Annotated in this window: 23 protein-coding genes; 18 read left to right on the top strand and 5 right to left on the bottom strand. The window is 59.2% G+C overall.

From position 1 onward, the window contains the following. The first annotated feature begins 3 nt into the window (after nt 1–3). Complete coding sequence (locus CVE23_RS00950) at nt 4–786, top strand: tyrosine-protein phosphatase (protein WP_038920546.1); 783 nt, start codon at nt 4–6, stop codon at nt 784–786. Nucleotides 787–848: 62 nt separating this feature from the next. Here the strand turns inward: CVE23_RS00950 and ppc are convergent, their stop codons facing one another. Beyond that, nucleotides 849–3,488: a phosphoenolpyruvate carboxylase gene (ppc, locus tag CVE23_RS00955; protein WP_049855334.1), complete on the bottom strand. Its 2,640-nt coding sequence runs from the start codon at nt 3,486–3,488 to the stop codon at nt 849–851. 350 nt (nt 3,489–3,838) lie between these two features. After that, complete coding sequence (gene argE, locus CVE23_RS00960) at nt 3,839–4,990, bottom strand: acetylornithine deacetylase (protein WP_100848688.1); 1,152 nt, start codon at nt 4,988–4,990, stop codon at nt 3,839–3,841. A 214-nt stretch (nt 4,991–5,204) separates the two neighbouring features. Here argE and argC point away from each other — a divergent pair, with 214 nt between their 5' ends. The 12 genes from argC (at nt 5,205) to hemB (ending at nt 16,981) form a co-directional block, all read left to right on the top strand. Further along, nucleotides 5,205–6,209, top strand: coding sequence for an N-acetyl-gamma-glutamyl-phosphate reductase (gene argC, locus CVE23_RS00965; protein WP_038663429.1), 1,005 nt, complete (start codon nt 5,205–5,207; stop codon nt 6,207–6,209). A 24-nt stretch (nt 6,210–6,233) separates the two neighbouring features. Continuing rightward, on the top strand, nt 6,234–7,007 hold the full coding sequence (argB, locus tag CVE23_RS00970; protein WP_038663426.1) for an acetylglutamate kinase: 774 nt from the start codon (nt 6,234–6,236) through the stop codon (nt 7,005–7,007). Between the two features lie 117 nt (nt 7,008–7,124). Next, nucleotides 7,125–8,498, top strand: a complete 1,374-nt coding sequence (gene argH / locus CVE23_RS00975) for an argininosuccinate lyase (RefSeq protein ID WP_100848689.1) — start codon at nt 7,125–7,127, stop codon at nt 8,496–8,498. 188 nt (nt 8,499–8,686) lie between these two features. Next, entirely contained in the window at nt 8,687–10,219 is a 1,533-nt protein-coding gene (gene rmuC / locus CVE23_RS00980; RefSeq protein WP_100848690.1) for a DNA recombination protein RmuC, read from the top strand. 121 nt (nt 10,220–10,340) lie between these two features. Continuing rightward, on the top strand, nt 10,341–11,096 hold the full coding sequence (gene ubiE / locus CVE23_RS00985) for a bifunctional demethylmenaquinone methyltransferase/2-methoxy-6-polyprenyl-1,4-benzoquinol methylase UbiE (protein WP_100848691.1): 756 nt from the start codon (nt 10,341–10,343) through the stop codon (nt 11,094–11,096). 13 nt (nt 11,097–11,109) lie between these two features. Beyond that, nucleotides 11,110–11,718: a ubiquinone biosynthesis protein UbiJ gene (gene ubiJ, locus CVE23_RS00990; RefSeq protein WP_038920542.1), complete on the top strand. Its 609-nt coding sequence runs from the start codon at nt 11,110–11,112 to the stop codon at nt 11,716–11,718. Further along, entirely contained in the window at nt 11,715–13,352 is a 1,638-nt protein-coding gene (gene ubiB, locus CVE23_RS00995; protein ID WP_038920541.1) for a ubiquinone biosynthesis regulatory protein kinase UbiB, read from the top strand. The genes ubiJ and ubiB overlap by 4 nt, the downstream gene beginning before the upstream one ends. Before the next feature lie 97 nt (nt 13,353–13,449). Then, nucleotides 13,450–13,704, top strand: coding sequence for a Sec-independent protein translocase subunit TatA (tatA, locus tag CVE23_RS01000; protein WP_013319898.1), 255 nt, complete (start codon nt 13,450–13,452; stop codon nt 13,702–13,704). Nucleotides 13,705–13,707: 3 nt separating this feature from the next. Next, nucleotides 13,708–14,274, top strand: coding sequence for a Sec-independent protein translocase protein TatB (tatB, locus tag CVE23_RS01005; protein ID WP_049855338.1), 567 nt, complete (start codon nt 13,708–13,710; stop codon nt 14,272–14,274). A 3-nt stretch (nt 14,275–14,277) separates the two neighbouring features. Next, nucleotides 14,278–15,048, top strand: coding sequence for a Sec-independent protein translocase subunit TatC (gene tatC, locus CVE23_RS01010; protein ID WP_049855339.1), 771 nt, complete (start codon nt 14,278–14,280; stop codon nt 15,046–15,048). Nucleotides 15,049–15,161: 113 nt separating this feature from the next. Further along, a complete protein-coding gene (tatD, locus tag CVE23_RS01015; protein ID WP_100848692.1) occupies nt 15,162–15,956 on the top strand; it encodes a 3'-5' ssDNA/RNA exonuclease TatD in 795 nt (264 codons plus the stop codon). Between the two features lie 2 nt (nt 15,957–15,958). Next, nucleotides 15,959–16,981 carry a porphobilinogen synthase gene (hemB, locus tag CVE23_RS01020; protein WP_100848693.1) on the top strand — a complete coding sequence of 341 codons (1,023 nt, stop codon included), beginning with the start codon at nt 15,959–15,961 and terminating at the stop codon, nt 16,979–16,981. 31 nt (nt 16,982–17,012) lie between these two features. Here hemB and rfaH read toward each other — a convergent pair whose 3' ends face one another. Continuing rightward, a complete protein-coding gene (gene rfaH / locus CVE23_RS01025) occupies nt 17,013–17,501 on the bottom strand; it encodes a transcription/translation regulatory transformer protein RfaH (protein ID WP_100848694.1) in 489 nt (162 codons plus the stop codon). 211 nt (nt 17,502–17,712) lie between these two features. On the opposite strand from rfaH, the gene ubiD reads away from it, so the two are divergent. The 5 genes from ubiD to CVE23_RS01050 all read left to right on the top strand — a co-directional run bounded on the left by ubiD (nt 17,713) and on the right by CVE23_RS01050 (nt 21,499). Further along, on the top strand, nt 17,713–19,200 hold the full coding sequence (gene ubiD / locus CVE23_RS01030; protein WP_100848695.1) for a 4-hydroxy-3-polyprenylbenzoate decarboxylase: 1,488 nt from the start codon (nt 17,713–17,715) through the stop codon (nt 19,198–19,200). 49 nt (nt 19,201–19,249) lie between these two features. Beyond that, the gene (gene fre, locus CVE23_RS01035; RefSeq protein WP_038663391.1) at nt 19,250–19,951 is read left to right on the top strand and encodes an NAD(P)H-flavin reductase; all 702 of its coding nucleotides are present in this window, start codon (nt 19,250–19,252) and stop codon (nt 19,949–19,951) included. A gap of 303 nt (nt 19,952–20,254) precedes the next feature. Then, nucleotides 20,255–20,572 carry an ArsR/SmtB family transcription factor gene (locus CVE23_RS01040; RefSeq protein ID WP_072093578.1) on the top strand — a complete coding sequence of 106 codons (318 nt, stop codon included), beginning with the start codon at nt 20,255–20,257 and terminating at the stop codon, nt 20,570–20,572. Nucleotides 20,573–20,608: 36 nt separating this feature from the next. After that, the gene (locus tag CVE23_RS01045; protein ID WP_038920535.1) at nt 20,609–21,037 is read left to right on the top strand and encodes a YeeE/YedE family protein; all 429 of its coding nucleotides are present in this window, start codon (nt 20,609–20,611) and stop codon (nt 21,035–21,037) included. A 33-nt stretch (nt 21,038–21,070) separates the two neighbouring features. After that, a complete protein-coding gene (locus tag CVE23_RS01050; protein ID WP_100848696.1) occupies nt 21,071–21,499 on the top strand; it encodes a DUF6691 family protein in 429 nt (142 codons plus the stop codon). Between the two features lie 46 nt (nt 21,500–21,545). Here the strand turns inward: CVE23_RS01050 and fadA are convergent, their stop codons facing one another. Together fadA and fadB are read right to left on the bottom strand one after the other, a co-directional pair. Then, nucleotides 21,546–22,709, bottom strand: coding sequence for an acetyl-CoA C-acyltransferase FadA (fadA, locus tag CVE23_RS01055; RefSeq protein WP_100848697.1), 1,164 nt, complete (start codon nt 22,707–22,709; stop codon nt 21,546–21,548). Nucleotides 22,710–22,721: 12 nt separating this feature from the next. Next, nucleotides 22,722–24,911, bottom strand: a complete 2,190-nt coding sequence (gene fadB / locus CVE23_RS01060) for a fatty acid oxidation complex subunit alpha FadB (RefSeq protein ID WP_100848698.1) — start codon at nt 24,909–24,911, stop codon at nt 22,722–22,724. Nucleotides 24,912–24,979 lie beyond the last annotated feature (68 nt).

The following is a 24,979-nucleotide window of genomic DNA, read 5'->3' on the forward strand; positions in this document are numbered from 1 at the left end:
AATATGACTTTAACCTCATTACTGCATCCCTCGTTGCTTCCGCTTGACGGCGGCGTCAATTTCCGTGATTTGGGGGGGATCCGCGTGGCAGACGGGCGGCAAGTCCGGCGCGGCAGGCTGTTTCGCTCCGGCGCGCTGGACATGCTGAGTGAACGTGACATCGACCATCTCGCCAGCGTGCCGGTGGCGCACGTGGTGGACTATCGCGATCAGGATGAAGCCTCGCTGCGGCCCGACCGGCTGTGGTCCGGCGCCCGTTATCATCAGGTTCCCGCCAATCCGCTACGGCATGAAGTGACCGCCAGCCTGGAAACGCTGGGGTCGGAAAAACTCGAAGCGTTCGATTCCCGCGCTTTTATGCTGGAACTGTACCGTCGCCTGCCGTTCGGCAATCCGGCCTACCAGCATTTGGTGGCGTTGCTGCGCCAGCCTGACGATGGCGCGCTGGTGCAACATTGCGCGGTGGGCAAGGATCGTACCGGCATTGGTTCCGCGCTGGTGCTGTTCGCGCTGGGCGCGGATGAACAAACGGTTATGGAAGATTATCTGATCACCGAATCCACCCTGATTCCGTTCCGTCGCCAGTTGCTGGAAGATTTGGCGTCGAGCCTGAGTGAAAAGGCGCTGAAGCGCTTTGATTTCGTGCTTTCCGCCCGCGAAGAGTTTCTGGTGACCGCGCTGCATACTATCCGTGAACGACATGGCTCGGTGGATAACTGGCTGGAGCAGGATTACGGACTGGATGCGTCGGTGCGGGAAGGGCTGCGGGATAAGTATCTGGCGTGAGGTCGTGAACGATTGCAGTAACAAACCGGGAGCTATTGCTCCCGGTTTGTGTTGGTGGGTCATTAGCCGGTATTGCGCATCCCGGCGGCGACGCCGGCGATGGTGACCATCAGCGCCTGCTCTACCTGCGGATCCAGAGTGTCTTGCTGACGCGAACGGTGCAACAGTTCCGCCTGCAACACGTTGAGCGGGTCGGTGTAGACGTTGCGCAGCGCGATGGATTCGGCGATCCACGGCAGGTCAGCCATCAGATGGTCGTCGTTGGAGATGGTCAGTACCGCCTTGATGTCTTTTTCCAACTGCTCGCGCAGCTGTTTGCCGAGCGACCACAGTTTCTCTTCCACCAGCCGTTGATCGTAGTATTCCGCCAGCCACAGGTCGGCCTTGGCGAACACCATCTCCAGCATACCGATGCGGGTGGAGAAGAACGGCCAGTCGCGGCACATGTCTTCCAGCTGGTTTTGGTGACCGTCGTCGATCACTTTTTGCAGCGCGGCGCCGGCGCCCAGCCAGGCGGGCAGCATCAGGCGGTTCTGGGTCCAGGCGAAAATCCACGGGATGGCGCGCAGGCTTTCCACGCCGCCGTTCGGTCGGCGTTTAGCCGGGCGCGACCCCAGCGGCAGTTTACCCAGTTCCAGTTCCGGCGTGGCGGCGCGGAAATAAGGCACGAAGTCCGGGTTTTCCCGCACGTAGCCGCGGTACATGTCGCAGGAAATGCGCGACAGCTCGTTCATGATGTGATGCCATTCCTGCTTCGGTTCCGGCGGCGGCAGCAGGTTGGCTTCCAGAATAGCGGAGGTGTAGAGCGACAGGCTGCTGATGGTGACTTCCGGCAGACCGAACTTGAAGCGGATCATCTCGCCCTGTTCGGTGACGCGCAGGCCGCCTTTCAGGCTTCCCGGCGGTTGGGAGAGCAGCGCGGCATGAGCCGGCGCGCCGCCGCGGCCGATGGAGCCGCCGCGACCGTGGAACAGCGTCAGCGCGATGCCGTATTTCTCACAGGTCTTGATCAGTGCGTCCTGCGCGCGGTACTGGGCCCAGGAGGCGGCCATCACCCCGGCGTCTTTGGCGGAGTCGGAATAGCCGATCATCACCATCTGTTTGCCCTGAATGAAGCCGCGATACCAGTCGATGTTGAGCAACTGGATCATGACGCTGTCGGCGTTATTCAGGTCGTCCAGCGTTTCGAACAGCGGCGCCACCGGCAGCGCGTACGGGCAGCCGGCTTCCTTCAGCAGCAGATGCACCGCCAGCACGTCGGACGGGGTGCGCGCCATCGAGATCACGTAGGCGGCGATGGAATCGCGTGGGGTTTCGGCGATCACCCGGCAGGTTTCCAGCACTTCCTGCGTGTCGGCGCTGGGTTCCCACTGACGCGGCAGCAGCGGACGCTTGGAGTTAAGCTCGCGGATCAGGAACGCCTGTTTGTCGGATTCCGACCAGCTTTCGTAGTCTCCCAACCCCAGATAGCGGGTGATTTCCGCCAGCGCGTCGGTGTGACGGGTGCTCTCCTGCCGTACGTCGATACGCACCAGCGGCACGCCGAAGCAGCGTACCCGGCGCAGGGTGTCGAGCAACTGACCGTCGGCGATGATGCCCATGCCGCAGGCATGCAGCGACTGGTAACAGGCGTACAGCGGATCCCACAACTGCTCGTTGGTGACCAGCAGATCTTTGGGCGCGACCAGTTGCTCGCCTTTCAGACGCGCGTCCAGATAGTTCAGGGTGGCGGTCAACTGCGCGCGCAGCGTTTTCATCAGCTCGCGGTAGGGTTCCTGCACCTCGTCGCCGCCCGCCAGCTGTTGCAGCTCCGGGGTACAGGTGGTCATCGACAGCTCGGACACCAGTACTTGTACGTCGCGCAGGAACAGATCGGCGGCTTTCCAGCGGCTTAACAGCAGTACGCGGCGGGTGACTTCAGCGGTCACGTTCGGGTTGCCGTCGCGGTCGCCGCCCATCCAGGAGGTGAAGCGTACCGGCACCGAATCCACCGGCAGACGATAACCGAGTTCCTTGTCCATCTGTTCGTCGAGTTCGCGCAGGAACGCCGGCACCCCTTCCCACAGGCTGTTCTCCACCACCGCGAAGCCCCACTTGGCTTCGTCCACCGGCGTCGGGCGGATTTTGCGGATTTCATCGGTATGCCAGTACTGGGCGATCAACTGGCGCAGACGGCGCATGATCTGATGGCGTTCATAGTCGGCCAGATCGTCGTGGTCGAGCTGCTTGAGGCAGGTATTCACTTCAACCAGTTTGTGGATCAACGTGCGGCGGGTGATTTCGGTCGGGTGCGCGGTCAGCACCAGCTCGATGGAGAGCGATTCCACCGCGTCGCGGATGTCCTTGTCGCTCAGATTGTCGCGGCTTTTCAGGTTGCGAAACACCGTCGCCAGCGCTTCCGGGTTACTGGCCGCCTCGCCGTGCGGAGAAATGCTGTGGTACTGCTCCGCCGTGTTGGTCAGGTTAAGGAACTGGCTGAACGCGCGGGCGACCGGCAGCAGTTCCTCGTTGGACAGGTTCTGCAGTGTGGTCAGCAGTTCCTGACGGTGTGTTTCGCTGCCGGCTCGCGAGGCTTTGGACAGCTTGCGGATTGTTTCAACACGCTCAAGGATATTGGCGCCCAGCGCATCCTTGATGGTGTCGCCGAGCAATTTACCCAGCATGCTGACATTGCTCCGCATGGCGGAATATTGTTCATTCATAGTTACCCTGACCCATCTCTTGATTTTGTAAATTTATTACACACAAAAATTGTGTGGTTACTGTCTGTTATCTAGCCACGTTCGCCATTGTTCGTCAATGAACGTCCTTTAATCCCTACAGTTGTACCTGTTTAACCGGTGCAAAGGCAATTTGTGAAATTTAATTACAAAAGCTTGCCGATAAGTGACGCTTATCTTATAGCGGCGGCGAAAGCAAGAACGGCAATGAGAAGGCGGCAAGAAGACAATAAAAAAGAGGCGGGTAGCCGGTTGGATGCGTGCAGAGTTTTTTTCGGCGGCAATGGCAATGTTGCCCGGCGGTCACAGCCGGGCAACGCCAGAACACGAAATCAGTGCTGGCAGAAGTGATGCACCAACTCGGTAATCAACGTGCGCGTCGGTTTGATGAACGACATGTCGATAAATTCATCCGGCTGATGCGCCTGATTGATGGAGCCGGGGCCAAGCACCAGCGTCGGGCACAGTTCCTGAATGAACGGCGCTTCGGTGCAGTAATTCACCACATCGGTCGGCTGCCCCACCAGTTTTTCCACCACCTGCGCCAGATGATGATCCGCCGGGCACTCGTAACCCGGAATCGGCGGATGCAGTTCGCTGATGGTGAGACGGCCGGGCCAGCGTTCGCTGACCGGCGCCAGCGCTTCGCTCATAAGACCGTTGAGATCGCTCAGCGTCATGCCCGGCAGCGGGCGGATATCCATGTGCAGGTCGCAGCAGGCGCAGATGCGGTTGGCGGCGTCGCCGCCATGAATGTGACCAAAGTTCATGGTCGGATAAGGGATATGGAACGCCGGGTTGTGATAGCGCTCTTGCAGCGTGTTGCGCAGCACCATCAGTTCGGAAATGGCTTCGTGCATCAGTTCGATGGCGTTGACGCCGCGCGACGGGTCGCTGGAGTGGCCGGACTGGCCCTGAATACGAACCACATTCGACATGTGGCCCTTGTGGGCGCGCACCGGCTGCAATGACGTCGGCTCGCCGATAATCGCGCAGTCCGGGCGAATGCCGGTCGATTCGGAGAAATACTTGGCGCCTGCCATCGTCGTTTCTTCATCCGCGGTCGCCAGAATGTACAGCGGTTTGGTCAGCTTACCGGCATCCACATCGCGCAGCGCATCGAGAATAAAGGCGAAAAAGCCTTTCATGTCGGCGGTGCCGAGCCCGTAGAGTTTGTTGTCGTGCTCGGTCAGGGTGAACGGGTCGCGCGTCCAGCGGCCGTCGTCGAACGGCACCGTGTCGGTATGGCCGGCCAGCAGCAGCCCGCCGCTGCCTTCTCCCAGTCGGGCCAGCAGGTTGAATTTATTAAAGGTGCCGGGTACCGGCTGCACGTCGACATGAAAACCCAGATCGCTAAACCATCCCGCCAACAGGTTGATTAAGGTCTCATTGCTTTGATCCAGGGCGCGCTCGGTGGCGCTGATGGACGGGGTGGCGATCAATGCCCGGTACAGCTCCATAAAAGGGGGTAAATTCATCTTCACTGTTGACAGCCTCTGGGTTAGGATAGTATCAATATTCATGCATTTATTGTGAATAAAAATACAATAATGCCAGGCGAAATGAAATCATAAGCTGTGCGGCGATACGAGATTGTCGCATAATCGTTTCTTCTGGCTTTTGTGGGTGAACGGCGTGGCCGCGCTGATGAGCCTGCTTCCTGTTCCACCTATCTGGCAATAAAGGTATACCGAACTCATGCTGAATACGTTGATCGTTGGTGCAAGTGGCTATACCGGCGCTGAGCTGGCCCTGTACCTGAACCGTCACCCGCAGATGAACATAACCGCTTTGGCGGTTTCCGCGCAAAGTGTTGATGCGGGAAAACGCATTTCCGACCTGCATCCCCAGCTTAAAGGCATTATTGACTTGCCGGTGCAGCCGCTGACCGACGTGGCCGACGCCGCCAAAGGCGTGGACGTGGTGTTTCTGGCCACCGACCACAAGGTGAGCCACGATCTGGCGCCGCAGTTCCTGAAAGCCGGCTGCACCGTGTTCGATCTTTCCGGCGCGTTTCGCGTGCAGGATCCTGAATTCTACACCCGTTACTACGGTTTCGAGCATCAGCACGCCGACTGGCTGGCGCAGGCGGTGTACGGTCTGGCGGAATGGCAGGCGGACAGCATCAAACAGGCGCAGCTGATCGCGGTGCCGGGTTGCTACCCGACCGCGTCCCAGCTGGCATTGAAACCGCTGGTGGAAGGCGGCTTGCTGAACCCGAACCAGTGGCCGGTGATCGACGCCACCAGCGGCGTCAGCGGCGCTGGCCGTAAAGCGAGCATGACCAACAGCTTTTGTGAAGTCAGCCTGCAGCCGTATGGCATTTTCAATCATCGCCATCATCCGGAAATCGCCACCCATCTCGGCATTCCGGTGATTTTTACCCCGCATCTGGGCAATTTCCCGCGCGGCATTCTGGCGACCATCACCTGCCGCCTGCAGCCGGGCGTTACCGCGCAGGACGTGGCGGAAGCTTACCACAACGCCTACCATGACAAACCGCTGGTGCGGTTGTATGAGAAAGGCGTACCGGCGCTGAAATCGGTGGTCGGTCTGCCGTTCTGCGACATCGGCTTCGCGGTGCAGGACGAGCACCTGATCGTGGTCGCCACCGAAGATAACCTGCTCAAAGGCGCGGCGGCGCAGGCTGTGCAGTGCATGAACATTCGCTTCGGTTTCCCTGAAACCCAATCCTTACTCTGATGACACCCTGAGGCGCAAAGACCGATGAATCCGTTAATTATCAAATTAGGCGGCGTATTACTGGATAGCGAAGAGGCGCTGGAGCGCCTGTTCACCGCGCTGGTGACCTACCGTCAGCAGCATCAGCGCCCGCTGGTGATCGTGCATGGCGGCGGTTGTCTGGTGGACGACCTGATGAAGAAACTGTCGCTGCCGGTGGTCAAGAAGAACGGCCTGCGCGTGACGCCCGCCGATCAGATCGACATCATTACCGGCGCGCTGGCCGGTTCCGCCAACAAAACCCTGCTGGCCTGGTCGATTCGTCACGGCATCAACGCCGTTGGCCTGAGTCTGGCGGATGGCGGCAGCACGGTGGTCACGCAACTGAACGACGAACTGGGGCACGTGGGTAAAGCCGAAGTCGGCTCTCCGGCGTTGCTCAACACCCTGCTGAATGCCGGTTATCTGCCGGTCATTAGCTCCATCGGCATCACTGCCGGCGGCGAACTGATGAACGTCAACGCCGATCAGGCCGCCACCGCGCTGGCGCAGACGCTGGGCGCCGACCTGATCCTGCTGTCCGATGTCAGCGGCATTCTGGACGGCAAAGGTCAGCGCATCGCGGAAATGACCGCCGGCAAAGCGGAAGAACTGATCGCGCAGGGCATTATTACCGACGGCATGATCGTCAAGGTTAATGCGGCGCTGGACGCGGCGCGCGCGCTGGGACGTCCGGTGGATATCGCCAGCTGGCGTCACGCCGAGCAGTTGCCGGCGTTGTTCAACGGCGTGTCCATCGGCACCCGTATTCTGGCGTAAGCCGCGAGCATCAATCACGTTTTCTCCCGGCGACAACCGCCGGAGAAATACGAGCAGTTCAACGGCGGGGCGGACAGGAGTCGGCCCGCCTTTATCAGAGATACCGGGAGTGTAGTTATGGCTTTGTGGGGCGGACGGTTCACGCAGGCGGCAGATCAACGTTTTAAACAGTTCAACGATTCACTGCGGTTTGATTACCGTCTGGCGGAGCAGGACATCATCGGATCCATCGGCTGGTCCAAGGCGCTGGTGACGGTGAACGTACTGAGCGCTCAGGAACAGCAGCAACTGGAGCTGGCGCTCAACGCACTGCTGAAAGAGGTGCAGGCGGATCCCGACGCTATCCTGCAAAGCGACGCGGAAGACATCCACAGTTGGGTGGAGCAGAAACTGATCGAGAAAGTCGGCGATCTGGGCAAGAAACTGCACACCGGGCGCAGCCGTAACGATCAGGTCGCTACCGACCTGAAACTGTGGTGCAAGGCGCAGGTGAGCGAACTGGCGCAGGCGATCCGTCATCTGCGCGCCGCGCTGGTCGCTACCGCCGAGGCTAATCAGGATGCGGTGATGCCGGGGTATACCCATTTGCAGCGCGCGCAGCCGGTAACGTTCGCCCACTGGTGTCTGGCTTATCATGAAATGCTCGCGCGTGACGAGAGTCGTCTGGAAGACACGCTCAAGCGCCTGGACGTCAGCCCGCTGGGTTGCGGCGCGCTGGCAGGCACCGCCTATCCTATCGACCGCGAGCAACTGGCCGGCTGGCTGGGTTTTGCCTCGGCGACACGCAACAGTCTGGATACGGTATCCGATCGCGATCACGTGCTGGAACTGTTGTCTGACGCCTCCATCGGCATGGTGCACCTGTCGCGCTTCGCTGAAGACTTGATCTTCTTCAACAGCGGCGAAGCGGCGTTTGTCGAACTGTCCGACCGCGTGACCTCCGGCTCCTCGCTGATGCCGCAGAAAAAGAACCCGGACGCGCTGGAGCTGATCCGCGGTAAATGCGGACGGGTGCAGGGCGCGCTGGCCGGCATGCTGGTGACGCTGAAAGGCCTGCCGCTGGCGTACAACAAAGATATGCAGGAAGACAAGGAAGGGCTGTTCGACGCGCTGGACACCTGGCACGATTGCCTGATGATGGCGGCGCTGGTGCTGGAAGGCATTCAGGTGAAACGTCCGCGTTGTCAGGAAGCGGCGCAGCAGGGCTACGCCAACGCCACCGAACTGGCCGACTATCTGGTCGCCAAAGGCGTGCCGTTCCGTGAAGCGCACCACATCGTCGGTGAAGCGGTGGTGGAGGCCATTCGTCAGGGCAAAGCGTTGGAAGCGTTGTCGCTGGCGGATCTCAAACAGTTCAGCGCCGTGATCGAAGACGATGTGTATCCGGTGCTGTCGTTGCAGTCCTGTCTGGAAAAACGCGCCGCGCAGGGCGGGGTGTCGCCGCAACAGGTCGCGCGCGCCATCGCCGACGCAAAACAGCGTCTGGCGTAATCCTTGCGATAAATTCCAAAACCGGCTCAAGGGCCGGTTTTGTTTTTTCTGCCGCCCGCTTTCTGAAGTCGGCTCGCATTTTCTCGTTTGACAGCGGCTTTTTCGGCCGATTTCTCACGTCACCTCTGGACATATATACAGCCTCATTTTACCTTGGCGGGCAGTGGTACTCATAACCCGGAGGCGGTGTGGAGATCTCCTTGTTTTATGGCGTCGGCGGCGGCGTGGTCGGCCTGCTGCTGGGTTGGCTGGCTGCCAGCCTGTGGCAGCAACAGCGTCAGGCGCGGCATGACACCGAATTACAGTTGCAACAGCAGGCGCTGGAACAGGCGCGCCAACAGCTGATTGAAAGCCAGCAGATGCGACGGCAGGACCAGCAGCGGCTGGATCAGCAGACGCAGGAACTGCGTATGCTGCACGGCCAACTGGCGGCTGGCGAGGAAAAGTTGCGGCAACTGGCGGAGCTGCGGGAAGAGTGCGTTCAGCTTAATCAGGAGCTGCGTGCGCTGCGCGAAGCCAACGGCGCACAGGAAGCGGAACTGCGCGAAGTGACGATCCGCCTTGAAGAAACCCGGCTGGCGGCGGAAGAAAAGCAGCGGTTGCTGATGAACAGCGAACAGCGGTTGTCCACCCAGTTTGAAAACCTTGCCAATCGCATCTTTGAACAGAGCGGGCACAAAGTGGACCAGCAAAATCAGCAGAGCATGGAAAAGCTGCTGACGCCGCTACGCGAACAACTGGACGGTTTTCGCCGTCAGGTGCAGGAGAGCTTTGGCGCCGAATCGAAGGAGCGACACACGCTGGCCCATGAGATCCGTAACCTGCAACAGCTTAACGCCCGTATGGCGCAGGAAGCCATCAACCTCACCAATGCGTTGAAAGGGGACAACAAAACCCAGGGCAACTGGGGAGAGGTGGTGTTAAGTCGGGTGCTGGAAAGCTCCGGGCTGCGCGAAGGGCATGAGTATGACACCCAGGTCAGCGTACAAACCGGCAACAACAGTCGCCTGCAACCGGATGTGATAGTCCGGCTGCCGCACGGCAAGGATGTAGTCATCGACGCCAAAATGTCGTTGGTGGCCTATGAGCGTTATTTCAACAGCGACAACGAGGTCGAGCGGGCGGCGGCGCTAAACGAGCATCTGCTGTCCATCCGCAATCATATCCGGCTGCTGGGCAGTAAAGACTACCAGCAACTGCCGGGGTTGCGTTCGCTCGACTATGTACTGATGTTCATCCCGGTCGAGCCGGCGTTTCTGGTGGCGATCGACCGCCAGCCTGATCTGATTACCGAGGCACTGCGTCACAATATTATGCTGGTCAGCCCCACGACTTTGCTGGTAGCGTTACGGACAATTAACAATCTCTGGCGTTACGAGCAGCAAAGCCGCAATGCGCAACTGATCGCCGAACGGGCGTCCCGGCTGTATGACAAACTGCGTTTGTTCGTTGACGATATGGCCGCGCTGGGGCAGGGGCTGGACAAAGCGCAGGCCAGTTACCGTCAGGCGATGAAAAAGCTGGTGTCCGGGCGTGGCAACCTGATCGGTCAGGCCGAAGGGTTTCGTGCGCTGGGGGTGGAGATTAAGCGGCCGGTCAACGTGCCTGTAATGCAAGACGAACCGTTGGCGTATGATGAGTTGCCCGCGCTGTCGCAGGATCTGGATGACGATGCGGCTGAATGCGGTACGGATGATGTGCACAACGGCACGGCGGTATGATGTTGATCAGGTTCGATGTATAGGGTGAAAAGAAGGGCGGTCGCTTTTGGGCGGGGTCTGTTACACTCTCTACCCATTAATAGGTAACACGATCCTGAAGTTGAAAAAGCAGGCGGATAACATGGTAGACGATTCGGAAAAAACGACACATTTTGGTTTTCGCACGGTGGCTAAAGACGATAAGGAAGCCATGGTCGCGGGTGTTTTTCATTCTGTGGCGGCCAAATATGACCTGATGAACGATCTGATGTCGTTTGGCATTCACCGCATCTGGAAACGGTTTACCATCGAATGCAGCGGTGTGCGCCGCGGCCAGCTCGTGCTGGATCTGGCTGGCGGCACCGGCGACCTGACCGCTAAATTCTCCCGTCTGGTGGGGGATGAAGGCGAAGTGGTGCTGGCGGATATCAACGCGTCGATGTTGAAAGTAGGACGCGAGAAACTGCGCAACCACGGTGTGGTGGGCAATGTCAGCTATGTTCAGGCCAATGCCGAAGCCCTGCCGTTTCCGGATAACTTTTTCGACTGCATCACTATTTCGTTCGGGTTGCGTAACGTAACCGAAAAAGAGAAGGCGCTGCGTTCCATGTATCGGGTGTTGAAGCCTGGTGGTCGCCTGCTGGTACTGGAGTTTTCGAAGCCAACCGTGAAAGCGTTAAGCAAGGTATACGATGCTTACTCTTTCCATGTGCTGCCCCGCATTGGCGAAATGATAGCCAGCGACGCCGGCAGCTACCGCTATCTGGCGGAGTCTATCCGTATGCACCCGGATCAGGAAACTCTGAAAGGGATGATGGTCGATGCCGGTTTTGACAGTGTGGATTACTTCAATCTGACCAGCGGTATCGTGGCGTTGCATCGCGGATTTAAATTCTGAGTTGGATACTCCCATGTTGATAATGCCTGTGTTGACGGCGGCACTGGAAACAGCGCTCAACCAGCTGTTGTTCCGCGACCGGAGCATGAAAGCCGCCCGTCAGCGTTTGCACGGAAAAACGTTGCGAGTTGAAGTGGCGGAGCTGGATACGCCGCTGGTATTGGTTTTCTCCGAGTACCGTCTCGATGTCATGAGTCAGTGGTCGGCGCAGCCGGATTGCCTGTTGCAGACCCGCCTGTCGGCGCTGGTGAAACTGCGCGACCGGCAGCAATTGTCCGCGTTGATGCGTAGTGGCGAGCTGGTGCTGGAAGGCGACATTCAGGTTGCGCAGCAGTTTGTCACCTTGCTGGATCTGGCGGAGTTTGACCCGGCGGAGTGGCTGTCGCCCTGGCTGGGCGATGTGGTGGCGCAAGGGCTGAGTCAGGCGGTCGGCAACGTGGCCGGGGCGCTAATGCGCTCGGCGTGCCGCCAGCAGCAGGCGTTGTCGGAAACGGTGACCGAAGAGTGGCGTCTGGCGCCGGGCAAACTGGAAGGGCTGTGGTTTGCCGATGAAGTGGACGCTCTGGCGCAGTCGGCGGAAACCCTGTCCCGCCGGCTGGCAAAACTGGAGGGATCGCCATGACGCCGGGAGAATTGCTGCGGCTGTACCGGATTATCGGGGTGCTGCTGAGTTATGGTCTGGATGAGCTGATTCCGCGTATTCCTCTGACGACGCCGTTGCGTCTTTGGCGTTGCCTTTGGTTCTGGTTGCCGAATCGCCACAAGGACAAACCATTGGGCGAGCGTTTGCGTCTGGCGCTGCAAGAGCTGGGTCCGGTATGGATCAAGTTCGGCCAGATGATGTCGACCCGCCGTGACTTGTTTCCCCCCGCTATCGCCGACCAACTGGCGATGCTGCAGGATCAGGTGGAGCCGTTTGACGGCGAGCTGGCCCGTCGGCAGATCGAGATGTCGATGGGCGGAAAACTGGAAACCTGGTTCGATGATTTTGACGCCAAACCGCTGGCCTCGGCGTCGATTGCTCAGGTGCACACCGCCAGGCTGAAAACCACCGGCAAAGACATCGTCATCAAAGTCATTCGTCCGGATATTCTGCCGGTCATCAAGGCGGATATGCGGTTGATGAATCGTCTGGCTGGCTGGCTGCCGATTCTGCTGCCGGACGGGCGTCGTCTGCGGCCGCGCGAAGTGGTGCGCGAGTATGAAAAAACGTTGCTGGATGAACTGAATCTGCTGCGTGAAGCCGCCAACGCCATCCAGTTGCGGCGCAATTTTGAAAATAGCCCGATGCTGTATGTGCCGGAAATCTACTCTGATTACTGCAACGAACGAGTGCTGGTAATGGAGCGTATTTACGGTATTCCGGTGTCGGATATCGAGGCGCTCAAGCGGCACGGCATCAATATGCCGCTGCTGGCCGAGCGCGGCGTGCAAGTCTTTTTCACCCAGGTGTTCCGCGACAGCTTCTTCCATGCCGATATGCATCCCGGCAATATCTTCATCAGCTACGAGCATCCGGAAGACCCGCAATATATCGGCATTGACTGCGGTATTGTCGGTTCGCTGAATAAAAACGATAAGCGCTATCTGGCGGAGAACTTTATCGCCTTTTTCAACCGCGACTACCGCCGCGTCGCCGAGCTGCATGTAGACTCCGGTTGGGTTCCGCAAGATACCAATGTAGAAGAGTTCGAATTCGCCATCCGTACCGTGTGCGAGCCAATATTTGAAAAGCCGTTAGCAGAAATTTCTTTCGGTCATGTATTATTGAACCTCTTTAATACGGCGCGTCGCTTCAATATGGAAGTGCAGCCCCAACTAGTGCTGCTGCAGAAGACGTTACTGTACATTGAGGGCGTGGGGCGCCAGCTCTACCCGCAACTGGATTTGTGGAAGACGGCCAAGCCTTTTCTGGAAACCTGGCTGAAGGATCAGGTTGGATTGCCCGCCATGTTGCGCGCATTTAAAGAGAAAGCGCCGTTTTGGGTGGAAAAACTGCCTGAGATTCCCGAATTGTTCTATGACGGTTTACGCCAGCATAAGATGCTGAAGCAGAACATGGAGCTGTTGACCAGCGAGCTGCGGACACAACGCACCCGCCATGGTCGGGCCCGTTATATGCTGGGTGTCGGGGCGACGCTGCTGTTGAGCGGGACGATACTGTTGGTCAGTAAGGTAGAGGCCGATATCGTACCGGCTGGCCTAATTGCCGCCGGTTTTGTGGCCTGGATTATCGGCTGGCGTAGTACTCGTTGAGCAGTTGCACCCATTGAACAAGCGCCTCATCAGGAGCCTGACGGTTCCTGATGAACGTGTCACATGAATTCCTTTTGAGTAAAGAGGTAAGCACAGTATGGGCGGTATTAGTATCTGGAATCTGTTGGTTATCGCGGTGATCGTGGTACTGCTGTTCGGAACCAACAAGCTGAGAACCCTGGGTTCCGACCTGGGCGCGTCGATTAAGGGCTTCAAGAAAGCGATGAGCGACGATCAGCCCGCTGCCAACGACGACAAACAACAGGACGCTGACTTTGCGACCAAATCCATTTCGGAGCAGAAGCCGCAAGCCAGTCAGGAAGAGAAAAGCCAGCATAAAGAGCAGGTGTAATCGGTGTTTGATATCGGGTTTAGTGAACTGCTGCTGGTGATGGTGATCGGTCTGGTAGTGCTGGGGCCTGAACGCCTGCCGGTAGCGGTAAGAACCGTAGCGGGATGGATTCGCGCGCTGCGCTCGCTGGCATCGACGGTGCAGAATGAACTGGCGCAAGAGATGAAACTGCAGGAATTGCAGGAAAGCCTGAAGAAAGTGGAACAGGCCAGCCAACTGCAGAATTTGTCGCCGGAGCTTAAAGCGTCGATGGATGAACTGAAAGAGGCTGCCGAAGCGATGAAGCGCCCTCACAGCATCAAGCTGGATGGCAGCGATGCGCCGGAACATGTACCGCTTGCCGATCCTGAAGCGGCGCACGATGGTGTTCTGGACGTCGAGCGCAATGCCGGGCCGACGCCAGCGGTCACCGCGACTCCCGCTGTGGAGCCGGTTACGCGCGGCGAGGCGATGACGGCTGTGCCGCCGACAGCGCCTGCAGGTGCGGCGTCCGCCAGCCATGCTGAAAGCAAGACCAAATCTGAACAGACGGCGTCAGCGCCTTCCTCCCAACCTTCTGGTGATCGTTAACCTATGGCTGTTGATCAAACCCAACCGCTGATCAGCCATCTGATCGAACTGCGTAAGCGGTTGTTGAATAGCATTATCAGCGTGCTGGTGGTGTTTCTGGCACTGGTCTATTTCGCTAACGACATCTATCAGATTGTCTCCGCGCCGCTCATCAAACAGTTGCCGGCCGGCGCCAGCATGATTGCGACCGACGTGGCGTCGCCGTTTTTTACCCCGATCAAGCTGACGCTGATCGTGTCGGTCTTTTTGTCCGCGCCGCTGGTGCTATATCAGATCTGGGCGTTTGTGGCCCCGGCGTTGTACAAACATGAGCGGCGGCTGATGATGCCGTTGCTGGTGTCCAGCAGCCTGTTGTTCTACATGGGGATGGCGTTCGCCTATTTCGTCGTCTTCCCGCTGGCGTTCAGCTTCTTTGCTCAGACCGCGCCGAAAGGGGTGCTGATTGCCACCGATATCAACAACTACCTCGATTTCGTTATGGCGTTGTTCATGGCGTTCGGCGTGTCGTTCGAAGTGCCGGTGGCGATCGTGCTGCTGTGCTGGAGCGGGGTGGTGACGCCGGAGAGCCTGAAACAGAAGCGGCCCTACGTTCTGGTGGGCGCGTTTGTGGTTGGCATGTTGCTGACGCCGCCGGATGTGTTCTCCCAGACTTTGCTGGCGATCCCGATGTATTTACTGTTTGAAATCGGGGTGTTTTTCGCCCGGTTCTACGTCGGTAAACGGCGCCGGACAGACGAAGAAGAAGACGTGGACGAGTCTGCGCCCTCTTCCTGAGTGGCGTCTCGCCGTGAAACGGCGGTCTTCTTACTGCAACACCTCTTTCGGGAGGTGTTGTTTTTTGGGGTTATCCATCGGGATAACCGCGATGGATTTTGGGATATCTGTGCATGTTCGACATTGGCGTTAACCTCACCAGCTCGCAATTTCGATCAGATCGGGAACAGGTTGTGGCGCGCGCCCGTCAGGCTGGCGTGACCGGTCTGCTGCTGACGGGGACCAGCGCCGAAGAGAGCGAGCAGGCATGTCTGCTTGCCGCGCAATATCCCGATTACTGCTGGTCGACCGCTGGGGTTCATCCGCATGACGCCAGCGGCTGGAATGACGATACCGCCGGGTTGATTCATCAACTGGCAGGAAGTGAGCAGGTGCTGGCGATTGGCGAGTGCGGGCTGGATTTCAACCGCAACTTTTCCACCCCACAGGAGCAGGAGCTGGCATTCAGCGCGCAACTGGCGATTGCCGCTGAACGCGCGATGCCGGTCTTTCTGCACTGTCGCGATGCGCATGCGCGTTTTATGGCGCTGCTGACGCCGTGGCTCGATAAGTTGCCGGCCGCGGTACTGCACTGCTTCACCGGTTCCGGCGACGAGCTGGACGACAGTTTGCGCGCCGGGTTGATGATCGGCATTACCGGCTGGGTGTGCGATGAGCGTCGTGGGCTGGCGTTGCGCGCGCTGTTGCCCCGTATTCCAGACGATCGGTTGCTGCTGGAAACCGACGCGCCCTACCTGTTACCCCGGGATTTACATCCTAAACCTGCATCCCGCCGTAACGAACCCTGTTTTCTGCCGCATATTGTCCGTCAGGTTGCGGCCTGGCGCGGGCAGGATGCCGAATGGCTTGGCAGAAATGTGGATGAAAACGCCCGCCGGATTTTCCGGCCGGGCCAGAAAGGAGAATAATTATGAGTCATGCTTTTCCCGGTACGTTTCCCGGACGGCGCATGCGTCGTCTGCGCCGTCATGATTTCAGCCGCCGTCTGGTGGCGGAACATCAGGTCACGGTTAACGACCTCATCTACCCGGTATTTGTCATGGAAGGCAAACAGGGACGTCAGGAAGTGCCCTCCATGCCGGGCGTGTATCGTCTGACGATCGATGAGCTGGTCAGGGAAGCGGAAATCATCGCTAAATTGGGTATCCCGGTGCTGTCGCTGTTCCCGGTGATTGAAGCGGACAAAAAATCGTTGCTGGCCGAAGAAGCCTACAACCCGGACGGGCTGGTGCAGCGTACCGTGCGCGCGTTGAAAGACGCGGTGCCGGAGCTGGGGCTGCTGACGGATGTCGCACTGGACCCTTACACCACGCACGGTCAGGACGGCGTGATCGATGAAGACGGTTATGTGGTCAATGACATCACCAAAGAGATTCTGGTGCGCCAGGCATTGTCCCACGCTGAAGCCGGCGCGGAGATCGTCGCGCCCAGCGACATGATGGACGGCCGTATCGGCGCTATCCGCGATCGGCTGGAAGATCAAGGGCTGGTGAACACCCAGATCATGGCTTACTCAGCCAAGTACGCGTCCTGTTACTACGGGCCGTTCCGCGATGCGCTCGGTTCATCGGGCAACCTGAAAGGCGGCAATAAGAAAACCTATCAGATGGATCCAGCCAACACCAATGAGGCGCTGCAGGAGATCGCGCAGGATCTGCAGGAAGGGGCCGACATGGTGATGGTGAAACCGGGGATGCCGTATCTGGACGTGGTGAGCCGTGTGAAAGACACCTTTGGCGTACCGACTTTCGCCTATCAGGTGTCTGGCGAATATGCGATGCAGATGGCGGCGATCCAGAATGGCTGGCTGCAGGAACAGCCGCTGGTGATGGAGTCGTTGCTGTGCTTCAAACGCGCCGGGGCGGATGGGGTGCTGACCTATTTCGCCAAACGCGTGGCCGAATGGCTGCGGGACGAGGCGTTGCGTCGCTGATGATAAACCGTCAGGGCTGCGCCCTGGCGGTTTACGCTTTTCGGAACTGACGGTTGTCGATGCTTTGCCGCACCTGCTTGTTCAGCAGATTGAGCAGCAGCATGGAACGCGCTTCGCCATCCGGTTCGGTGTAGATGGCCTGCAGGCCGCTGAACACCCCTTCGGTAATGGTCACCTCGTCGCCGGGTTGCGGCGTTTCCGGGTCGATATGCGTGGCGCACGGATGCTGCAGCAAATCGTCAATCACCTGTTGAGGCACCAGGGCCGGCAGGTTGCCGAAACGGACAAAATGACTCACGCCGCGCGTCGAGCTGATGGTGGTGGTGTGTATGTGCTCCGGGTCGAACTCGACGAACAGATAATTGGGGAACAGCGGCTCGCTGACCTCGGTTCGTTTCCCTCGTACGATTTTCTCCAGCGCGATCATCGGGCTCAGGCAGGCCACTTCCTGACGTTCCAGGTGTTCTTTTGCCCGTAACAGTTGGCCGCGCTTGCAATAAAGTAGGTACCAGGCTCGCATAATTTCACTTTTCTGTGGCTCTCACAGCGGGAGAGGATAACAAAAGCGTTACGCCTTGCGGGATAAAAATTTCCGGCAAAAACGTGTAATCGCGCGTTGCGTTGGTCACAGGCGCGAGCTAACCGCCGCCAGAAATAGCGCGGGCGGGAAGCGACAGCATGACCAAGAGCCTCTATAATAGCCCCACCACTGACCTTTCTGATGATTCAGCATGAAATACCGTGACTTACGTGAATTTCTCGCTCAACTCGAAGCGAGAGGCGAGCTCAAACGTATCCACCAGCCGATTGACCCCTATCTGGAAATGACCGAAATCGCCGATCGCACCTTGCGTGCCGGAGGCCCGGCCCTGCTGTTTGAAAATCCCAAAGGTTACGGTATGCCTGTGCTGTGCAATCTGTTCGGCACGCCCAAGCGCGTGGCGCTGGGCATGGGGCAGGAAGAGGTCAGCGCGTTGCGCGATGTCGGCCGCTTGCTGGCGTTTTTGAAAGAGCCGGAGCCGCCGCGCGGTTTCCGCGATCTGGTGGACAAGCTGCCTAAATTCCGTCAGGTGCTCAACATGCCGACCAAACGGCTGTCGAGCGCGCCCTGTCAGGAACAGGTGTGGGAAGGCGACGAGGTGGATCTGGGGCGGATTCCGATTATGCACTGCTGGCCGGGTGATGCCGCACCGCTGGTCACCTGGGGGCTGACGGTGACGCGCGGACCGTTCAAGGAGCGCCAGAATCTGGGTATTTACCGCCAGCAGTTAATCGGCCGCAACAAGCTGATTATGCGCTGGTTGTCGCATCGGGGCGGCGCGCTGGATTTTCAGGAATGGCGCCAGCAGCATCCCGGCGAGCGTTTCCCGGTGGCGGTGGCGCTGGGCGCCGACCCCGCCACGATTCTGGGCGCGGTGACGCCGGTGCCGGATACCTTGTCCGAATATGCCTTCGCCGGATTGCTGCGTGGTCACAAGACCGAAGTAGTGAAATGCCTGTCCAGCGATCTGGAAGTGCCGGCCAGCGCCGAAATCGTGCTGGAAGGGTATATAGACCCGGATGAAATGGCGCCGGAAGGCCCTTATGGCGATCACACCGGTTATTACAATGAAGTCGATCATTTCCCGGTCTTTACCGTCACCCATGTCACCCAGCGACGCGACGCGATTTACCATTCCACTTATACCGGACGGCCGCCTGATGAGCCGGCGGTGCTTGGCGTGGCGCTGAACGAGGTATTCGTGCCGCTGCTGCAAAAGCAGTTTCCGGAAATCGTCGACTTTTATCTGCCGCCGGAAGGCTGTTCTTACCGCCTGGCGGTGGTTACTATGAAAAAACAGTATGCCGGGCATGCCAAACGGGTGATGATGGGCGTCTGGTCCTTTTTACGCCAGTTCATGTATACCAAATTCGTTATCGTTTGCGATGATGATATTAATGCCCGCGACTGGAAAGATGTGATTTGGGCGATCACCACGCGTATGGATCCGGCGCGCGATACGGTGCTGGTGGAAAATACGCCGATCGATTATCTGGATTTTGCCTCGCCGGTTTCCGGGCTCGGCTCCAAAATGGGGCTGGATGCCACCAACAAATGGCCGGGCGAGACGCAGCGAGAATGGGGTCACCCGATTACCAAGGACCCATCGGTTGTCGCCCGTGTGGATGCCATATGGGACGAGTTAGCCATATTGAATGACAGCGATAAGCCGCACTGACGGCGCTTATTCTGTTCCCGTTTTGCTTTAGACCCTACAGAGGGATCGCATGACAACGTTGAGCTGTACAGTAACGTCGGTGGAAGCCATCACCGATACGGTTTACCGGGTGCGCTTATTGCCATCGGCGCCTTTTTCCTTCCGTGCCGGGCAATATCTGATGGTGGTGATGGACGAGCGCGACAAGCGCCCGTTCTCCGTGGCCTCCACGCCGATTGAACAAGGGTCTATCGAACTGCATATCGGGGCTTCCGAGATGAATCTGTATGCGATGGCGGTAATGGATCGCATTCTGAAAGAAAAGTCGTTGGTGGTGGACATTCCCCACGGCGAGGCCTGGCTGCGTGAAGACAGTGAACGGCCGCTGATCCTGGTTGCCGGCGGTACCGGATTCTCCTACGTGCGTTCCATCCTGTTGACGGTGCTGGCAAACCAGCCTACGCGTCCGGTCTCCGTGTATTGGGGCGGGCGCGAACTGAGCCACTTGTACGATCTGGGGGAACTGCAAGGGCTGGCGCAGGCGCATCCCAACCTGAACGTGATCCCGGTGGTCGAGCAGCCGGATGAACAGTGGCATGGCCGCTCCGGCACGGTGCTGAGCGCGGTGTTGCAGGATTTCGGTTCGCTGGCGTCGCACGATATTTATATCGCGGGCCGCTTCGAGATGGCGAAAATCGCCCGCGAGCGTTTCTGCAATGAGCGCGGCGCGCAGCTTGCGCACATGTACAGCGACGCTTTTTCTTTCATCTGATCATTTCTGCGTTGTTCTGTCGCGGCCGGGATTGATGCCCGGCCGCGCTGTTTTCACTGTCTGCGATTTTTCAACTGCCCACCGCTTTTCAACCGATTGAACTCTCCAGCCTGCCTACTGCGCTACGGATACCCGATCGCTTATAAAGCCGTCTGTCACACTGCCGACAGGCAAAACGTAAGGGCGGGTGAGTCCCAGCTGTGATGGCGGGGTTCCCGTGGTTGGCTTGACTACTATATACAATAATATATTATATAAAAATATATATTGTATTTTGCAAGCAAGACAAACAAAGGTGCCCTTATGGCGGCGACAGACCCGGAAATCACACAACAGATGATGCGCGAGGCCGCACATGGCGCGGCGGATGTGCTGCGGGCGCTGGCGAATGACGACCGGCTGATGCTGATGTGTTTTTTGAGCCAGGGCGAGGCGTCGGTCGGGCAGTTGGAACAGGCGCTGGGCATTCACCAGCCGACGCTGTCGCAGCAGCTTGCCGTAATGCGGCGCTTAAAACTGGTGGCGACGCGCCGCGAGGGCAAACAGATTTTCTACCGTATTGAGGACCCGCGCATCCTGACGCTGCTCAGTACGCTGTATACGTTGTATTGCCCAAAATAATCGTATTTCTGCAACCGGCCGCTTAAGGAGCCGATCATGACGATTGATATGCAGGCATTCACCCCGTTGATGAGTCTGACGGGCGGTATGGTGATTGGCGTGGCGGTGGTGATGCTGGCGCTGTTCTGCGGGCGTATCGCCGGCATTAGCGGCATTCTCGGCAGCCTGTTGAGCCGAACATGGCAGGATAAAGGATGGCGGCTGGCGTTTGTGCTGGGGATGCTCGCTGCGCCCTGGCTTTACCAACTGGCGGCGCCGCTGCCGGAAAGCGCGATAGCCACGCCGATGCCCTGGCTGGTGGCGTCGGGCCTGCTGGTAGGGTTCGGTACCCGTTACGGGGCGGGCTGTACCAGCGGGCATAGCGTGTGCGGCTTGTCCCGTTTTTCGTTACGTTCGCTGGTAGCGACGTTGACCTTTATGGGCGCGGCGTTCGTCACCGTCTGGGCGCTGGGCGCGTTCCGTTGAGCATAGCGCGATGATGCACGTTAAGGAGCGGAAATGAATAATCTGTTTTCTTTTCTGGCCGGGTTGGTTTTCGGCCTCGGGTTGCTGATCAGCGGGATGGCGAATCCGCAGAAAGTGCTGGGTTTTCTGGATATTACCCGGCAGTGGGACCCTTCGCTGGCGCTGGTGATGGGTGGCGCGCTGGTGGTCGGGGTGATGGGGTTTCGCGTTGTCGGCCGGATGTCAAAGCCGCTGTGCGTGGCGTCGTTCTCCCTGCCGCTAAAAAAAGCGGTCGATAAACCGCTGGTGGTGGGCAGCCTGCTGTTCGGCATCGGCTGGGGAATGGCCGGTATTTGTCCCGGCCCGGCCCTGGTGTTGCTGTCGTATGGCACCGTGAAAGGCTGGGTGTTCTTTGCCTCCATGCTCGCAGGCATGGGGCTGTATGAGTGGTTTGTCGCCCGCAAACGGGCGACGGTTCCCTGATACTGGCGCCCGCCGATACCACTAACAGGTATTGGCGGAAGCGGCGTTATACCCGCTCAAGCACGGTGGCGATGCCCTGACCCAAACCGATGCACATGGTTGCCACGCCGAATTCCACATTTCGCTGTTCCATCAGATTGGTAAGCGTAGCGGTGATACGCGCGCCGGAACATCCCAGCGGATGACCGAGTGCGATGGCGCCGCCGTTCAGGTTGACCTTATCGTCCAGGTTGTCCATCAGCCCCAGCGCCTTGATGCAAGGCAGCGTTTGGGCGGCGAACGCCTCATTCAGTTCAAACAGACCGATATCGCTCAGCGCAAGCCCCGCCCGTTGCAACGCTTTTTGGGTGGCGGGCACCGGGCCGTATCCCATCACTGACGGATCGCACCCGACTACCGCCATGGCGCGGATGCGTACCCGAGGCGTCAGCCCCAGCGCCAGAGCGCGGGACTCGCTCATAACCAGCAGCGCCGCCGCGCCGTCCGACAGCGCCGATGAACTGCCGGCGGTGACGGTGCCATTGACCGGATCAAACGCCGGGCGCAGCGCCGCCAGCGCATCGACGCTGGTTTCCGCCCTGACCACCTCGTCGTAGTCAAACGGTTGCAGCGCGCCATCGGCGTTATGGCCGGTTGTGGGGATAATTTCGCGGCGAAAGGCGCCGGACTGGGTGGCGGCCCAGGCGCGCTGGTGCGAACGGGCGGCGAAAGCGTCCTGCATCTCGCGGCTGATGTGGTGCTGGCGCGCCAGCAGTTCCGCCGTCAGCCCCATCATCGCCGCCGCTTTGGCGATGCTTTTGCCGAGTCCGGGGTGAAAATCGACGCCGTGGGTCATCGGCACATGTCCCATGTGTTCAACGCCGCCGACCAGACAAACCGCGGCGTCACCCACCATGATGGCGCGCGCCGCGTCGTGCAGCGCCTGCATGGACGAACCGCACAGGCGGTTGACGGTCACGGCGGGCACCGAATGGGGGATTTCGGCCAGCAGCGCCGCGTTGCGCGCCACGTTGAAGCCTTGCTCCAGCGTCTGTTGCACGCAACCCCAGTAGATATCGTCAATCTGGTCTGCTTCCAGCGCCGGGTTACGGCTCAACAGACTGCGCATCAGATGAGCGGACAGGGTTTCTGCTCGCACCTGGCGAAACGCGCCGCCTTTGGAGCGTCCCATCGGGGTGCGCACCGCATCAACAATTACTGCGTTTTCCATCGTCGTGCGTCCTTATGCCGGTTGGTGAAGAGAAAGATCGGCGTGAGGTTCAACCGCCGGGTAATAACGCTGCTGGCGCTGCGCCATCTGCAACAGGCTGTCCGGTATGGCGTAAAGCGGTCCCAGCGATGCCAGCGACTGGGCGATTTCCACATAGCGTTGGCTGCCCAGCGTATCCAGATAACGGCAAGCGCCGCCGTGGAACGGCGGGAAGCCTAGACCGTAAAGCAGCGCCATGTCGGCTTCCGCCGGGGTGGCGACGATGCCTTCTTCCAGACAACGCGCGACTTCGTTGAGCATCGGCACCATCAGGCGATGGATAATCTCCTGCGCGCTGAAGGTGCGCTTCGGCTCGCAGACCGCATCCAGCAAGATATCGGTCTGCTCGTCCTGTTCCCGGCGCGGTTTGCCTTTAGCGTCCGGGTAGTAACGGTAGAAGCCCGCGCCGCTCTTCTGGCCGAAACGCTGATGTTCCACCAGTACATCGACTGCGTCGCGATAGGTTTTCGCCATGCGCTGCGGAAAGCCCGCCGACATGACCGCCTGAGCGTGGTGAGCGGTATCTAATCCGACCACATCCAGCAGATAAGCCGGCCCCATCGGCCAGCCGAACTGTTTTTCCATCACGGCGTCCACGTCGCGGAAATCCGCGCCGTCGCGCATCAACAGGTTGAAGGCGGCGATGTAGGGAAACAGCACGCGGTTGACGAAAAATCCCGGGCAGTCGTTCACCACGATCGGGGTTTTGCCGATCTTGCTGGCGTAGGCCACCACGCGGGCCAGCGTTTTCTCATCGGTTTGTGGACCGCGAATCACTTCAACCAGCGGCATACGATGCACCGGATTGAAAAAGTGCATACCGCAGAAGTGTTGCGGCCGCTGCAACGAGGCTGCTAACTGTCCGATGGGAATCGTCGAGGTATTGGAGACGATCAGCGTTTGCTCGCTGACGCAGGCTTCCACATCAGCCAGCACCCTGGCTTTTACCTGCGGGTTTTCCACCACCGCTTCGATGATCAGGTCCGCCTGTTCAAGCCCGTTGTTGTTCAACGTCGGGTGGATGCGGGCCAGCACCCCCGCCATGGTCATGGCGTCCATTTTGCCGCGTTCCAGCTGTGCGTTGAGCAATTTGGCGGCTTCTTCCATCCCCAGCGTCAGCGCTTTTTCACTGATGTCTTTCATCCATACCGGCACCCCTTTGCGTGCCGACTGGCAGGCGATGCCGCCGCCCATGATCCCGGCGCCGAGCACGGCAACACGAGCCGGCGGCGTGGCGTCGGCGGCCCATTTTTTGGCGGCGCTTTTTACGGCCTGCTCGTTAAGGAAGACGCCGACCAGATCGTGCGCCGCCGTCGTTTGGGTTAGCTCGACGAAATTATCGGTTTCTATCTTCAGCGCGGCGTCGCGGTGGAGTCCGGCGGCGGCTTCGATGGTTTTGAGCGCCATCATCGGCGCGGGGTAGTGGCGGCCCGCCGCCTGTTGCACCAACGCGTTGGCGGTAGCGAAACTCATGGTGGCTTCGATACGGTTAAGCCGTAGCGGCGATTGTTTCTGACGGCGGCGGTCACGCCAGTCGAGCCGGTCCGTCATCGCCAGACGCAGCATATGCACGGCGGCGGGCAGCAGTTTGTCGCTGTCCGCAACCGCATCAACCAGCCCGACTTTCAGGGCCTCGCCGGCAGGCAAATCTTTACCGGCGGTGATGATCTCCAGCGCGCCGTCCGCGCCCAGCAACCGTGGCAAGCGGACTGTACCGCCAAATCCGGGCATGATCCCCAGTTTGACTTCCGGCAACCCGATGCGAACGTCAGGCGTCGCGATGCGGAAATCGGTCGCCAGCGCGCATTCGCATCCCCCGCCCAGCGCATAGCCATTGATGGCGGATAGCGTCGGGACCGGCAAATCCTCCAACTGGCTGAAAATGGCGTTGGCTTCGGTCAGCCACTGATGCAGCGTTTCCGGCGGGGCGGCAAACAGCGACAGGAATTCGGTGATGTCCGCTCCGGCAATGAACGCGTTTTTATCCGAGCGCAGCAGCAGGGCGCGTAGCGACGGTTGGCGTTTCAGGTGATTTAGCGCGTCGCCAAGGCTGGCAACGGTGCGGGTATCCAGTTTGTTGACGCTGCCGGGCGCGGCAAAAACCAGTTCGGCAATGCCGTCTTCCAGCCAGTTGAGGTACAGCGTGTCGCCTTGATAGATCATGGTGTTCTCCACTGTTATCCGTGATCTGGTACGACCAGATGATGGAAATTGTGGGTTTGATGTTAATG

The organism is Dickeya fangzhongdai (assembly GCF_002812485.1).
In the GTDB taxonomy this organism is placed as follows: domain Bacteria; phylum Pseudomonadota; class Gammaproteobacteria; order Enterobacterales; family Enterobacteriaceae; genus Dickeya; species Dickeya fangzhongdai.

Coding starts and splice junctions, on each gene's coding strand:
- CVE23_RS00950 (WP_038920546.1), top strand. CDS start 4: ATGACTTTAACCTCATTACTGCATCCCTCGTTGCTTCCGCTTGACGGC.
- ppc (WP_049855334.1), bottom strand. CDS start 3,488: ATGAATGAACAATATTCCGCCATGCGGAGCAATGTCAGCATGCTGGGT.
- argC (WP_038663429.1), top strand. CDS start 5,205: ATGCTGAATACGTTGATCGTTGGTGCAAGTGGCTATACCGGCGCTGAG.
- argB (WP_038663426.1), top strand. CDS start 6,234: ATGAATCCGTTAATTATCAAATTAGGCGGCGTATTACTGGATAGCGAA.
- argH (WP_100848689.1), top strand. CDS start 7,125: ATGGCTTTGTGGGGCGGACGGTTCACGCAGGCGGCAGATCAACGTTTT.
- ubiE (WP_100848691.1), top strand. CDS start 10,341: ATGGTAGACGATTCGGAAAAAACGACACATTTTGGTTTTCGCACGGTG.
- ubiJ (WP_038920542.1), top strand. CDS start 11,110: ATGTTGATAATGCCTGTGTTGACGGCGGCACTGGAAACAGCGCTCAAC.
- ubiB (WP_038920541.1), top strand. CDS start 11,715: ATGACGCCGGGAGAATTGCTGCGGCTGTACCGGATTATCGGGGTGCTG.
- tatA (WP_013319898.1), top strand. CDS start 13,450: ATGGGCGGTATTAGTATCTGGAATCTGTTGGTTATCGCGGTGATCGTG.
- tatC (WP_049855339.1), top strand. CDS start 14,278: ATGGCTGTTGATCAAACCCAACCGCTGATCAGCCATCTGATCGAACTG.
- tatD (WP_100848692.1), top strand. CDS start 15,162: ATGTTCGACATTGGCGTTAACCTCACCAGCTCGCAATTTCGATCAGAT.
- hemB (WP_100848693.1), top strand. CDS start 15,959: ATGAGTCATGCTTTTCCCGGTACGTTTCCCGGACGGCGCATGCGTCGT.
- rfaH (WP_100848694.1), bottom strand. CDS start 17,501: ATGCGAGCCTGGTACCTACTTTATTGCAAGCGCGGCCAACTGTTACGG.
- ubiD (WP_100848695.1), top strand. CDS start 17,713: ATGAAATACCGTGACTTACGTGAATTTCTCGCTCAACTCGAAGCGAGA.
- fre (WP_038663391.1), top strand. CDS start 19,250: ATGACAACGTTGAGCTGTACAGTAACGTCGGTGGAAGCCATCACCGAT.
- CVE23_RS01040 (WP_072093578.1), top strand. CDS start 20,255: ATGGCGGCGACAGACCCGGAAATCACACAACAGATGATGCGCGAGGCC.
- CVE23_RS01045 (WP_038920535.1), top strand. CDS start 20,609: ATGACGATTGATATGCAGGCATTCACCCCGTTGATGAGTCTGACGGGC.
- CVE23_RS01050 (WP_100848696.1), top strand. CDS start 21,071: ATGAATAATCTGTTTTCTTTTCTGGCCGGGTTGGTTTTCGGCCTCGGG.
- fadA (WP_100848697.1), bottom strand. CDS start 22,709: ATGGAAAACGCAGTAATTGTTGATGCGGTGCGCACCCCGATGGGACGC.
- fadB (WP_100848698.1), bottom strand. CDS start 24,911: ATGATCTATCAAGGCGACACGCTGTACCTCAACTGGCTGGAAGACGGC.